The sequence below is a fragment of the Kocuria sp. ChxB genome (assembly GCF_044359605.1).
Lineage (GTDB): Bacteria > Actinomycetota > Actinomycetes > Actinomycetales > Micrococcaceae > Kocuria > Kocuria rhizophila.
On the sequence record NZ_CP121123.1, the window covers coordinates 2280716 to 2292620 of the forward strand.

At 70.3% G+C, this 11905-nt stretch carries 10 protein-coding genes and 1 tRNA gene; 7 read left to right on the top strand and 4 right to left on the bottom strand.

The window, feature by feature from the left end:
• The first annotated feature begins 176 nt into the window (after window positions 1-176).
• Both P8S73_RS10050 and P8S73_RS10055 read left to right on the top strand, forming a co-directional pair.
• Window positions 177-1160: a C40 family peptidase gene (locus tag P8S73_RS10050; protein WP_135010397.1), complete on the top strand. Its 984-nt coding sequence runs from the start codon at window positions 177-179 to the stop codon at window positions 1158-1160.
• A 304-nt stretch (window positions 1161-1464) separates the two neighbouring features.
• Window positions 1465-1782, top strand: a complete 318-nt coding sequence (locus tag P8S73_RS10055) for a hypothetical protein (RefSeq protein WP_235005082.1) — start codon at window positions 1465-1467, stop codon at window positions 1780-1782.
• 182 nt (window positions 1783-1964) lie between these two features.
• Here the strand turns inward: P8S73_RS10055 and P8S73_RS10060 are convergent, their stop codons facing one another.
• On the bottom strand, window positions 1965-2993 hold the full coding sequence (locus P8S73_RS10060; RefSeq protein ID WP_235005081.1) for a DUF4031 domain-containing protein: 1029 nt from the start codon (window positions 2991-2993) through the stop codon (window positions 1965-1967).
• A 61-nt stretch (window positions 2994-3054) separates the two neighbouring features.
• Between P8S73_RS10060 and P8S73_RS10065 the strand changes: the two genes are divergently transcribed.
• Window positions 3055-3127 (top strand) — tRNA-Arg (locus tag P8S73_RS10065).
• A gap of 52 nt (window positions 3128-3179) precedes the next feature.
• On the opposite strand, the gene P8S73_RS10070 is transcribed toward P8S73_RS10065, so the two are convergent.
• Window positions 3180-3881, bottom strand: a complete 702-nt coding sequence (locus tag P8S73_RS10070; RefSeq protein ID WP_235005080.1) for a hypothetical protein — start codon at window positions 3879-3881, stop codon at window positions 3180-3182.
• 110 nt (window positions 3882-3991) lie between these two features.
• Between P8S73_RS10070 and P8S73_RS10075 the strand changes: the two genes are divergently transcribed.
• Together P8S73_RS10075 and pcrA are read left to right on the top strand one after the other, a co-directional pair.
• Entirely contained in the window at window positions 3992-4723 is a 732-nt protein-coding gene (locus P8S73_RS10075; protein WP_235005079.1) for an integrase, read from the top strand.
• A gap of 123 nt (window positions 4724-4846) precedes the next feature.
• Entirely contained in the window at window positions 4847-7309 is a 2463-nt protein-coding gene (gene pcrA, locus P8S73_RS10080; protein WP_208546826.1) for a DNA helicase PcrA, read from the top strand.
• A gap of 29 nt (window positions 7310-7338) precedes the next feature.
• Here the strand turns inward: pcrA and P8S73_RS10085 are convergent, their stop codons facing one another.
• The gene (locus P8S73_RS10085; RefSeq protein WP_135010387.1) at window positions 7339-8088 is read right to left on the bottom strand and encodes a hypothetical protein; all 750 of its coding nucleotides are present in this window, start codon (window positions 8086-8088) and stop codon (window positions 7339-7341) included.
• Window positions 8089-8300: 212 nt separating this feature from the next.
• Here P8S73_RS10085 and sucC point away from each other — a divergent pair, with 212 nt between their 5' ends.
• Both sucC and sucD read left to right on the top strand, forming a co-directional pair.
• Window positions 8301-9470, top strand: coding sequence for an ADP-forming succinate--CoA ligase subunit beta (gene sucC, locus P8S73_RS10090; RefSeq protein WP_039100878.1), 1170 nt, complete (start codon window positions 8301-8303; stop codon window positions 9468-9470).
• Window positions 9471-9502: 32 nt separating this feature from the next.
• Window positions 9503-10420, top strand: coding sequence for a succinate--CoA ligase subunit alpha (gene sucD, locus P8S73_RS10095; RefSeq protein ID WP_039100879.1), 918 nt, complete (start codon window positions 9503-9505; stop codon window positions 10418-10420).
• Window positions 10421-10548: 128 nt separating this feature from the next.
• On the opposite strand, the gene purU is transcribed toward sucD, so the two are convergent.
• Entirely contained in the window at window positions 10549-11421 is an 873-nt protein-coding gene (gene purU, locus P8S73_RS10100; RefSeq protein WP_039100880.1) for a formyltetrahydrofolate deformylase, read from the bottom strand.
• Between the last annotated feature and the right edge of the window lie 484 nt (window positions 11422-11905).

Consider the following 11905-nt stretch of genomic DNA (forward strand, 5'->3'; position numbering starts at 1 on the left):
ACGGCACGGCGCATTGGCCCGCACCCGGGCGGTGCGCACGTGCTCGCACGAACTGACATCAGAAGACATCGCCAACCCGCCCTCCCTCGGTGAGTTGCGGCAGCACTGCGCTGCCCGACGACCACCGCACATCTCCGTGCCCTGGGCGGACACGAACGTGTTAGGAAACCACACGCATGACGAACGAAACCACCACTCAGTCGGCCAAGGGTCTGTTCGCGGGCAAGGCTCGCACCGTGGCAGCCGTTGCCGCCTTCTCCGGTCTGGCTCTCGCCACCACCGTGTCGGTGCAGGCCACGCAGAACGCTTCCGACGAGCAGGCTCCCGCCGCCGCCGTGTCCGAGGCTCCCGCCTCCGAGAACACCGTCTCCGCCGAGCCGGCCGCCAAGGCTGACAAGGCCGAGAAGGCTGAGAAGGCTCCCGCCAAGAAGGCCGAGCCCGCCAAGGCTCCGGCCCAGCCCGCCGTGGTGCAGGCCGCCCCCGTCGCCGAGGTGACCCCGGTCGAGGCGCCCGCCGCTCCGCAGGTGGCTCCCGCCGCCCAGACCGTGACCCCGGTCGCGGAGCAGGCTCCGGCTCCGGCTCCGGCCCAGGGCCGCCACGCCGCGCAGCCCACCCAGCAGACGCTGCAGGCCGAGGCCGCCGCCGAGCAGGGCAACGCCATCTACAACTACAGCGCCCCCCAGACCGGCTACACCGCTCAGACCGGCTACACCGCTCAGACCGGCTACACCGCTCAGACCGGCTACGACACCACCGCCAACACCGGCAAGGTGACCACGCAGTCCAGCACCACCCCCAAGCAGGCCAAGGCCGCGTCCAGCACCCCGGCTTCCGGCCAGGGCCAGGCCATCCTGAGCGCCGCTGAGGGCCAGATCGGCGTCAACCAGGACTGCACCGCCCTGGTGAGCAACGCACTGGCAGCGGTGGGCATCAACCACCACGGCTGGCCCGCCAGCTACAAGTCCCTCGGCACTCCGGTCTCCGCCGCTGAGGCCCAGGCCGGCGACATCGCCTACTACGCCGACGGCGGCGCCGGTGTGGCCCACGTGGCCATCTACGCCGGCAACGGCCAGGCCATCCACGGCGGCTGGAACGGCAACCAGACCGTGAAGACCACCGCCAACGTGGGCTCCGGCCCGGAGTACATCCGCGTCGGCTGAGCTCCCCCGAGTTCGGCACCGCGCTGATCGGCGCGGTGCCACACCTCGAAACGAGTCGGGACCGGTTGTGTACCCGCTCCCGACGAGGACGAGATGAATGCGTACGGACCCTGATGACCACAGGGTCCGTACGTTTTTCTCGTCTCTGCATACCTTTGCATACCTTTGCATGCCTCTGCGTCCCTCTGCGCCACTGCCGCGCAGTACGCGCCGGCCACGGGACCAATCATCCCGTCCGTCCACCGCGGGCCGTCGGGGCCAGCGTGGGGGTGACGTCCAGGGGACGGGATCTAGAATGGACGCCATGTCCACCGATTTCTCGAGCGCAGCCAGAACCCCCCAGGACCAGGAATTCACCTACTACGCCGTGGGGATGGTGGCCGGCGCAGTTCCCGGCATCATCGTGGGATTCATCGTGGCGGCCTTCGCGGGCCACGCGGCCATGTGGCTGTCCGTGTTCGGCGGTCTCGGGATCATCGTGGGTCTCGTGCTGGCGGCGCTCATCTTCCGCCGCCGCCGTGCCTCCGCCCGCGAGCGCGAGGAATCAGGGGCCCTCGCCCCGGACGCCTCTCAGCAGCCCGGGGCGGACTCCACCGCCACGCCGCCGACCCACCGCTCCTGACGTCGACCACGCGGAGCCGTAACCAGCCGCGTACCCTCACCTCGGCGGGACAGCGCCACCCGCGTGCCCTCACCTCGTAGGAATGATGCGACCCGGGTGCACTCACCTCGGCAGAGTGGTGCCAGCCTGGTGAACAGTGGGTCGGCCACGAATCCCCTCGGCGCGCCGCCCCTCCCCGTTGCTCACTGCCCGGTGAGCAACTGGATCTCCCGTGCCACATTGCGCCGGGCCTGCGTCTCCCACAGTGCCACCGCAGTGGCGTGGTGGAACAGGCGGGGACTGGACAGCAGATTCTGCAGCACCTCGGCGCGGGCGGCCCGGAACTGGCTCTCGGGGACGTCTGCGTACTCCCGGCGCACGTCCGCGCGGTAGCGCTCGTACTCCTCCGCGGTGCCCCCGAGCACGGCAAGATCCGCGTCCACGAGCAGGCACGCGTCCCGGTCCGTGGGATCCGGCCGGTGCGCCACGGTGACCATGACGAGCTCTGCGACCCTGTCCGCAAGGCCGGCCGGCAACGACTCCGCAGCTCCTGGACCCCGTCCTTCGCGCGGGGCCGCCCGAACCCCGGACCCGGGGGCGGCGTGGCCCTCCCCGCTGCCCTCCTGGACCGGGGAGCGTCCCGCCCCGCCGCGGCCGGCAGGCGGGGGTGACTCCGGTGCGCACCCGTCGGGGCCCAGCAGCTGCCGGGCGAGGGCCGCCGAGTCCTTCTCGTCCTCGCCGGCCCGCCCCCGGTGCACGGCGTCGTGGAACCACGCCGCCAGCACGAGCTCCTGGGACGGGCGCCCATCCGTGAGCAGATCCACCGCCTCCAGCACCTTCAGCAGGTGGGCGGGGCCGTGGTAGGCACGGTGCGGTTCGAGCCAGCGCTCCAGCAGGTGCGAGCCCAGGCCGGGATGCCCCGGAACGTGCCGCTCCCAGCGGCGGGTGAGCGCCGGGGCCAGCTTGGCCGGGCGGCGTCGTGCGGGGACCCGCAGGCCGCTGCGGATCAGGATCCGCGCGAGGTCCTTGCCCTCCACCGCGACCGCGCCGAGGGCCAGGGCGTCTGCGAGGCGGTGCGCGGGAATGTCGTAGTGGTCCTGGTCGAACGCCCGCACGGACACGCCCAGGCGCGAGGCGAACTCGTGCAGCTCGTCGAGCGACTCGTCCGAGACGAGGTGGGAGAACACGGTCCCGTGGGCGGGCCAGCGCGGGGGATCGATGTAGACCGTCATGGTGACCATTGTGCGCCTGACTCGCGGGGTGGGCCCCCCGCGGATAAGGTGGTGCAGTGTTGCCCTCGTAGCTCAGGGGATAGAGCACGGCTCTCCTAAAGCCGGTGTCGTTGGTTCGAATCCAATCGAGGGCACGAACGATGCCCCGCCCGGTCCCGGGCGGGGCATCCGTCGTACGGGGGGCGGTCAGCCGCGTGGACGCTGGCCGGGCAGCTCGCCCTCGGAGAAGGCATTGATCTTGCGGCGCACCACGGAGATGCTCACGAGCACCGCAATGAGCAGCAGAAGCGCGAACAGCACCCAGCGGGTGACCACCAGCCCGGACGCCAGGGCCACGGCGCCGCTGTCCTCCGGGTGTGCCACGGCGGCGTCGAGCGCGGCGTTGCCCGCCAGGAAGACCACGGCGTACGCCAGGACCACGGACCAGTAGAGCCACTTCCGGGCTCGCTGCGGGGTGTTGAGACCGGTGAACAGCAACCATCCCAGGCTCAGCAGCAGGGGCGTGAACAGTCCGGTGGTCGCGTGCACACCCTCGTAGGAGGCGATGCCCTCCGCGCCCAGTCCGCGCGCGAAGGCGGCGATGTGCTGGGAGTCGAAGCCGCCGGGCATCAGCTCGGGAGCGGTCACCCCTCCGGCCAGGTTCCCGGACACGCCCTGCAGGACGAGCAGGTGGTAGTACAGCCAGAGCGCGATGCCCACGAAGAACGCGACCCCCACGAGGATTCCGGCGGAGGAGCCCTTGGTGGGGTCCGCGGCGAGCTGCCCGTCCCGCATCTCGTGGACGCTCACGGGGCGCACGGAGGCTCCCTGGGTGCTCGTGGATCCGGCCGGGGCAGCACCCGCGGCCTCCCCGTGCTTCCTGGCCTTCTGCGCTCTGGTCATACCCATGGCTCCATTATCTCCCGGGGCGTACTGTGAATCGAAGACGGGTACCCACTCTCGACGACGAGGTGGAGGACAGGTGCCCCCGGCGGGCACCGCGAAAGGTGGTGACGGTCATGGAGCTCTCCATCGGCCTTCCGGACGGTCTGCTCATGAACGCGGGTGACGGCTCGGAGCTCACGCTGTACGAGGCCGACCACTGCACGGTGCGCCGCAGGATCGACTGCTCCGTCCTCGAGGGCGCCCGCATGGCCGACATCGTCTGGTCCCACAAGCTCTCCGCCGTGGTCGCGGCGGTCCCCGACCGCCACCGGCTCTACCGCTGGGACGCCTACACGGACGAGCTCCAGGAGTGGGCGGGCACGGGAGAGCCCGGCCGCAGGGACGGCACGCTCGGCCAGGCCACGTTCGCGGCCACCGTGTCCATCACGGAGGCCGGGGACGGCACACTCTGGTTCGTGGACCGGGACTCCTCCTCGCTGCGGCGCATCGACATCAACACGGACCGGCCCGACGGCGCGCCCCACGTGGTCACGGTGGTCGGCAGGCACGGGGCCGGGTATCGGGACGGCGCGGCGTCCGAGGCCGCGCTCGACCATCCCCAGGACCTGCAGATCCTCTACGACGGCTCCGTGGTGGTGGCCGACACCGGCAACCACGCCCTGCGGCACGTGGACACCTCCGACGGCGAGGTCACGACCATCTTCGGGGGCCCGGAGCAGGTGCTCGACGAGCTGAGCGACGACGACCTCGTGCTGGAGGCTCCCGTGCGGGTCACCGTGGCGGACTCCCAGCTGTGGGTCGAGGACGCGAACGGCCGCCACCAGGTGGAACCCCGGTACGTCTGACGGGCTGGCAGTCGTGCGGTGCCGGACACCGGGGCCCGGCCCCGGCTGCCCGTCGCCGGTGAGGCCACAGTGCGGGTCCGCGCCCGGCTGCGCGTCCGAGCCGCTGGATAGACTGGGCGCACCATGGACTACCTCTCTGACAACCCCCTGCTCTCTGCCACGTCGGTGCGTTCCCCGGCCGGTGGGGCCTCTGCCGAGCCGTCCGACGCCGCGGCGTCCCCGGAGCAGCTCGTGGCGGGGCTCAACGACCCGCAGCGCGCGGCGGTCGAGCACTCGGGCTCACCCCTGCTGATCGTCGCGGGCGCGGGGTCGGGCAAGACGAGGGTGCTGACCCACCGGATCGCGCACCTGCTGGCCACCGGTCGGGCCGGCCGTGGTGAGATCCTGGCCATCACGTTCACCAACAAGGCCGCGGCGGAGATGCGCGAGCGGATCGTGGAACTGGTGGGGGACTCCGCCCGTTCCATGTGGATCTCCACGTTCCACTCGCTGTGCGTGCGGATCCTGCGCCGCGAGGCCAAGACCCTGGGACTGAGCACGAACTTCTCGATCTACGACTCCGCGGACTCCCTGCGGCTGATCACCCAGGTGGCCAAGCAGCACGAGCTGGACCCCAAGCGCTTCGCGCCGAAGGCCATCCAGCACAAGATCTCCGCGCTGAAGAACGAGCTCGTGGACGACGAGACGTACCTGGCGCGGGCCAGCTCCACGGACCCCTTCGAGTCCGCGGTCGCGCAGGTGTACCGGGGGTACACCCAGCGGCTGCGCGCGGCCAACGCCATGGACTTCGACGACCTCATCGGCGAGACCGTGCACATGTTCCGCGCGTTCCCCCAGGTCCTCGAGTACTACCGGCGGCGGTTCCGCCACGTGCTGGTGGACGAGTACCAGGACACCAACCACGCCCAGTACGCCCTGGTCCGGGAACTCGTGGGAGGGAACTCTCCCGGTCACACGGACTCGTCCGGGATCCCCGCGGCCGAGCTCACGGTGGTGGGCGACTCCGACCAGTCCATCTACGCGTTCCGCGGGGCGGACATCCGCAACATCACGGACTTCGAACGGGACTTCCCGTCCGCGCGTACCATCCTGCTGGAGCAGAACTACCGCTCCACCCAGAACATCCTCTCCGCGGCCAACGCGGTGATCTCGCAGAACGCGGACCGCCGGGACAAGAAGCTGTGGACGGCCGAGGGCGACGGCGCACCCATCGTGGGCTACGCGGCGGAGAACGAGCACGAGGAGGCGCGGTTCATCGCGGAGGAGATCGACCGCCTCCAGGACGAGCACGGGATCCGCCCCGGGGACGTGGCCGTGTTCTACCGCACCAACGCCCAGTCCCGCTCCCTGGAGGAGATCCTCATGCGGGTGGGGCTGCCGTACAAGGTGGTCGGGGGCACGCGCTTCTACGAACGCAAGGAGATCAAGGACGCCATCTCCTACCTGCGGGCGATCGCCAACCCCTCGGACGACATCACCGTGCGCCGGATCATCAACGAGCCCAAGCGCGGGATCGGCGACCGTGCCCAGGGGTCGATCGCCGCGCTCGCCGAGCGTGAGGGGATCTCGTTCTCCGCGGCCATGCACCGGCTGGACGAGGCCCCGGCCCTGGCCACCCGTTCCGCCAACGCGATCCGCTCGTTCTCCCAGCTCATGGACGACCTCGCCGAACTGGCCGAGGGGGCGTCCGTGACCGCGGTGCTGGAGGCCGTGCTGGAGCAGTCCGGCTACCTCGAGGCCCTGCGCACGTCCACCGACCCCCAGGACGAGTCCCGGGTGGAGAACCTCGCCGAGCTCGTGGCCGTGGTGCGCGAGTTCGAGAAGGACCACCCGGACGCGGGACTCGGCCAGTTCCTCGAGCACGTGGCCCTCGTGGCGGACGCGGACCAGATCCCCTCGCGACCGGAGTCTTCGGGGGAGGGCACGGCCAGTGCCCAGCAGATCGCGGCGGAGGTGGAGGAGGCCCGGTCCCTGGGGGTGGTCACCCTCATGACCCTGCACACCGCCAAGGGGCTGGAGTTCCCCGTGGTGTTCCTGACCGGCATGGAGCACGGGATCTTCCCGCACCAGCGCAGCTTCGCCGATCCTTCGAGCATGGAGGAGGAGCGCAGGCTCGCGTACGTGGGCATCACCCGTGCCCGGCAGCGGCTCTACATCACCCGGGCGGAGTCCCGCTCCATGTGGGGGCAGTCCCAGTTCAACCCGGCCAGCCCGTTCCTGGACGAGATCCCCGCCCACCTCATCGACTGGAAGCGGGAGGGCTCCGCGGCGGCGGGAGGCTGGGGGTCACCCGTGCACTCCGGCCCGTCCGGTTCCCGGGATCCGCTGCGGGGGTCCTCGTGGGGGGCCGCCGCCGGTTCCGGAGCCACGTTCCGTCGCCTCTCACCGGCCTCGGCGGGCAGGGTGCAGCCGCAGAAAGAGATCCCCTCCCTGAGTGTGGGGGACACCGTGGAGCACAAGGCCTTCGGCCGCGGATCGGTGATCGCGGTGGAGGGCAGCGGGGACAAGACCGTGGCCAAGGTGCGCTTCGGGGCCGAGGAGAAACGGCTCCTGCTGCGCTACGCACCCATGTCCAAGGTCTCGTGACGGAGCGGGCGCGGGGGTCCGGTGCCGCGTCAGATGAGGGCGTAGACCAGGACCGTGAACGGTGCCGTCACGCGCAGGGACTCCCCGGAGCGCACGTGCAGCATGCCCAGCAGCACGCTGGCCACGAGCGTGCTCAGCCCCGCGGCCTGTCCCCGGGACAGCAGGGCCACGGTGCCCAGGCACACTCCGGTGACCAGCCCGCCCCACGGGATCCACCGCGCGCCCCGGAACGTGGCCACGCCGAGCACGGCCCGGTGGGAGTACGCCAGCAACCCGGCCACCACGAGGCAGCGCCCCACGAGGTACACGAGCCACGCGGCCATCGCGAGCCAGGCGCCGTCACCGTACTGCGCGTAGAGGTCCAGGAACCGGTCCACCGGGGCGAAGCCCCACGGCAGCCCCACCACGGCGGGCAGCGCGATCGCGGTGACGACGGCGGCCGCGAAGTACCCGAGGACGGCTCGCCAGGCGCGGTGGTCCGGCCCGTCCGTCCGCTCACCCGCGGGCCGGTCCGGGGGCAGGGGGTCCAGACCGCGGCGTCGGCACCAGAGCACGAGGGCGCGCGCCAGCAGCAGCCACACCGCGCCGAGCGCCACCCAGGTCAGGCACTGCCAGCCGAGGGGGTAGAGCGATGGGACGTCACCCGTGAGGGTCAGGTAGGTGCCGTCGACCACGAGCTCGAGTCCCAGCGCCACGAACGAGAACGTGGCGAGCGAGGCCATGAACCCGTGGTCCGCTTCCCGTGCGTCCCAGACGTCCGGCAGTCCGATCCATTGCATGGACCCAGTCAACCAGGCGATCCCGGGTGGCAGCGCATCGTGGGCTGTGGGTTCACGCGGGCCCCGGTGGGGCGAATCGCCGCGCCATGGACTAAAATCACAGTGAGGGCACTGTGAGCGCAGCGCTGCGCCGCATCCCCCCACATCAGGTCGCTCCAGCCGGGGGTTCCCGGCGCGGAACGACACACCTCGACGCAGAAGGACACTTATCCGTGGACCTGTTTGAGTACCAGGCACGCGACCTGTTCGAGAAGCACGGAGTCCCCGTGCTGGCCGGCATCGTCGCCACTACCCCAGAAGAAGCCAAGGCAGCTGCTGAGAAGATCGGCGGCGTGACCGTCGTCAAGGCCCAGGTCAAGGTGGGCGGTCGCGGCAAGGCGGGCGGCGTCAAGGTCGCGAAGTCCCCCGAGGAGGCCTTCGAGTACGCCCAGCAGATCCTGGGCATGGACATCAAGGGCCACACCGTGCACCGCGTGATGATCGCGCAGGGCGCGGACATCGCCGAGGAGTACTACTTCTCCGTCCTGCTGGACCGCGCCAACCGCTCCTACCTGGCCATGTGCTCGGTCGAGGGCGGCATGGAGATCGAGCAGCTGGCCGTGGAGCGCCCGGAGGCCCTGGCCCGCGTGGACGTGAACCCCGCCGAGGGCATCACCGAGGCCAAGGCCCGCGAGATCGTGGAGCAGGCCAAGTTTGACGCCGAGACCGCCGCCAAGGTCGTGCCCGTGCTGGTCAAGCTGGGCGAGGTCTACGCCAAGGAAGACGCCACCCTGGTGGAGGTCAACCCCCTGGTCAAGACCGGTGACGGGGAGATCCTCGCGCTGGACGGCAAGGTGTCCCTGGACGACAACGCCGAGTTCCGCCACGAGGACCACGCCGCGCTCGCGGACAAGACCACGGCCGATCCCCTGGAGGAGAAGGCCAAGGAGAACGACCTCAACTACGTCAAGCTGGACGGCGAGGTCGGGATCATCGGCAACGGTGCGGGTCTGGTCATGTCCACCCTGGACGTCGTGGCCTACGCCGGCGAGAAGCACGGGGACGTCAAGCCCGCCAACTTCCTGGACATCGGCGGCGGCGCCTCGGCCGAGGTCATGGCCGCGGGCCTGGACGTCATCCTGGGCGACCCCCAGGTGAAGTCCGTGTTCGTCAACGTCTTCGGCGGCATCACCGCGTGCGACGCCGTGGCCAACGGCATCGTCAAGGCCCTGGAGATCCTCGGCGACTCCGCCACCAAGCCCATCGTGGTGCGGCTGGACGGCAACAACGTGGACGAGGGTCGCGCGATCCTCCGCGAGGCCAACCACCCGCTGATCACCACCGCGGACACCATGGACGCCGGCGCCGACAAGGCCGCCGAGCTCGCCCACTCCGCCAAGTAACCGCCCACGAGCAGAGCTACCAGGAAGAAGACATGTCGATCTTTTTGAACAAGGACTCCAAGGTCATCGTTCAGGGCATCACCGGCGGCGAGGGCACCAAGCACACCGCACGCATGCTCGCGGCCGGGACCCAGGTCATGGGCGGCGTCAACGCCCGCAAGGCCGGGACCACCGTGAACCACCAGGACAAGGACGGCAACGCCGTCGAGCTGCCGGTCTTCGGCTCCGTGGCCGAGGCCATGAAGGAGACCGGCGCGAACGCGTCGATCGTCTTCGTGCCGCCGGCCTTCTGCAAGGACGCCGTGATCGAGGCCATCGACGCCGAGATCCCACTGGTCGTGGTGATCACCGAGGGCATCCCCGTGCAGGACTCCGCCGAGTTCTGGGCCCACTCCCAGGCGAACACCGGTGCGGACGGCAAGCCCAAGACCCGCATCATCGGCCCCAACTGCCCGGGCATCATCTCCCCGGAGGAGTCGCTGCTGGGCATCACGCCCGCGAACATCACCGGCAAGGGCAAGCTGGGCCTGGTCTCCAAGTCCGGCACCCTGACCTACCAGATGATGTACGAGCTGCGTGACCTGGGCTTCACCACCGCCATCGGCATCGGCGGCGACCCGGTCATCGGCACCACCCACATCGACGCCCTCGAGGCGTTCGAGGCGGACCCCGAGACCGAGGCCATCGTGATGATCGGCGAGATCGGCGGCGACGCCGAGGAGCGCGCCGCGGACTTCATCAAGGCCAACGTCACCAAGCCCGTGGTGGGCTACGTGGCCGGCTTCACCGCTCCCGAGGGCAAGACCATGGGCCACGCCGGCGCCATCGTCTCCGGCTCCTCCGGAACGGCCCAGGCCAAGAAGGAGGCCCTCGAGGCCGCCGGGGTCAAGGTCGGCAAGACCCCCTCGGAGACCGCGCAGCTCATGCGGGAGATCTTCGAGACCAAGTGAGTCGCGCCCGGCTCCGTCCGGGACCCGCGCTGAGAACGACGCCGCTCGCCCACCTCGGTGGGGGAGCGGCGTCGTTCTCGTTGTGAGTGGCTGGTCGTTCCGGGGGGGGGGGGCGGTCCGGTCGGGTCTCAGGCCAGCACGATGGTGCGGTTGCCGGAGACCACCACCCGGCCCTCCGCGTGCCACTTCACCGCCCGGGACAGCGTCTGTGCCTCGGCGTCCGACCCCACGGCCACAAGATCCGCGGGGGTGTGGGCGTGGTTCACGGGAATCACGTCCTGCGCGATGATCGGGCCCTCGTCCAGGTCCGGGGTGACGTAGTGGGCGGTGGCCCCCACCATCTTGACGCCGCGCTCGTAGGCCTGGTGGTAGGGCTTCGCTCCCTTGAAGGACGGCAGGAACGAGTGGTGGATGTTGATGCAGCGTCCCGCGAGCTCCCGCGTGAGCTCGTCCGAGAGGATCTGCATGTAGCGGGCCAGCACCACGAGCTCGGTGTCGTGGGCGGCCACGAGGCGCAGCAGCTCCGCCTCGGCCTGGGGCTTGGTGTCCCGGGTGACGGGCACGTGGTGGAAGGGCACGCCGTAGAAGTCCACGAGCGGGCGCAGATCCGTGTGGTTGGAGACCACGGCCACGATCTCCACGGGCAGCGAGCCCACGTGCGCCCGGTGCAGCAGGTCCGCCAGGCAGTGGGAGATCTTGGAGACCATCACCAGCACCCGGGTCTTCTTGCGGGCGTCCACCAGCCGGAAGCGCATGTCGTGCTCCTGGGCCACCGGGCGGAAGCCCTCGATCAGCGACTCGGTGGTCACGGTGCCCGGCGCGCTGATGGTGTGGCAGCGGATGAAGAACCGGTCGTCGTGGCGGTCGGAGAAGTGCTTGACGTCGAAGATGTCGCAGCCCTGGCTGGTGAGGTTGGAGGCCACCGCGCTCACGAGGCCGTAGGCCTCGGGGCAGTGGGCGGTGAGGACGTGCTCGTCGGGCGTGGAGGGCTGGGCCGACATGAAGGGGATGCTCCTGGGGTCACGGGACGGATCGGTGGTCCGCGGGGCGGCAGGGCCGCGGCACCGTGGACCGGCGTCGATTTTATCGCCGGGACAGGGGCGTTATCGACCGGTGGCCGCGTGAGCGGACGGTAGGAGCCCGTCCGGCGCGGGGAGAGGTGCGCCTCTGTGAGAGAACCAGCGGCCACCGGCAGGCGATAACGCCTCAACGGGATCGAGCCGTGGGCTGAGCGGCTACCGACGCACAGCACCGGCCACAGTGCACCCCCCAGTGCAGGTGTGGCGGTTTCCCTGTGCGAAGTCTCCCGTTGCAGTGGTTCAGTGAACCACGCGTCCAGAATATCCGAATTTCACAGATGGCTCGGAGGCTGTGCAGAATCAAAGAACCGCTTTACCTACACGGGTACCCCCGCCCTCCGCGGGTGCGGGCGGGCCGGGCGTCGAGAACCCTGCTGTGACTAGGGGAAACGCAGAAAGTAAATGA

Excerpts from the sequence above, each read along its gene's own strand:
- P8S73_RS10050 (WP_135010397.1), top strand. The coding sequence starts at position 177 with ATGACGAACGAAACCACCACTCAGTCGGCCAAGGGTCTGTTCGCGGGC.
- P8S73_RS10055 (WP_235005082.1), top strand. The coding sequence starts at position 1,465 with ATGTCCACCGATTTCTCGAGCGCAGCCAGAACCCCCCAGGACCAGGAA.
- P8S73_RS10060 (WP_235005081.1), bottom strand. The coding sequence starts at position 2,993 with ATGACGGTCTACATCGATCCCCCGCGCTGGCCCGCCCACGGGACCGTG.
- P8S73_RS10070 (WP_235005080.1), bottom strand. The coding sequence starts at position 3,881 with ATGGGTATGACCAGAGCGCAGAAGGCCAGGAAGCACGGGGAGGCCGCG.
- P8S73_RS10075 (WP_235005079.1), top strand. The coding sequence starts at position 3,992 with ATGGAGCTCTCCATCGGCCTTCCGGACGGTCTGCTCATGAACGCGGGT.
- pcrA (WP_208546826.1), top strand. The coding sequence starts at position 4,847 with ATGGACTACCTCTCTGACAACCCCCTGCTCTCTGCCACGTCGGTGCGT.
- P8S73_RS10085 (WP_135010387.1), bottom strand. The coding sequence starts at position 8,088 with ATGCAATGGATCGGACTGCCGGACGTCTGGGACGCACGGGAAGCGGAC.
- sucD (WP_039100879.1), top strand. The coding sequence starts at position 9,503 with ATGTCGATCTTTTTGAACAAGGACTCCAAGGTCATCGTTCAGGGCATC.
- purU (WP_039100880.1), bottom strand. The coding sequence starts at position 11,421 with ATGTCGGCCCAGCCCTCCACGCCCGACGAGCACGTCCTCACCGCCCAC.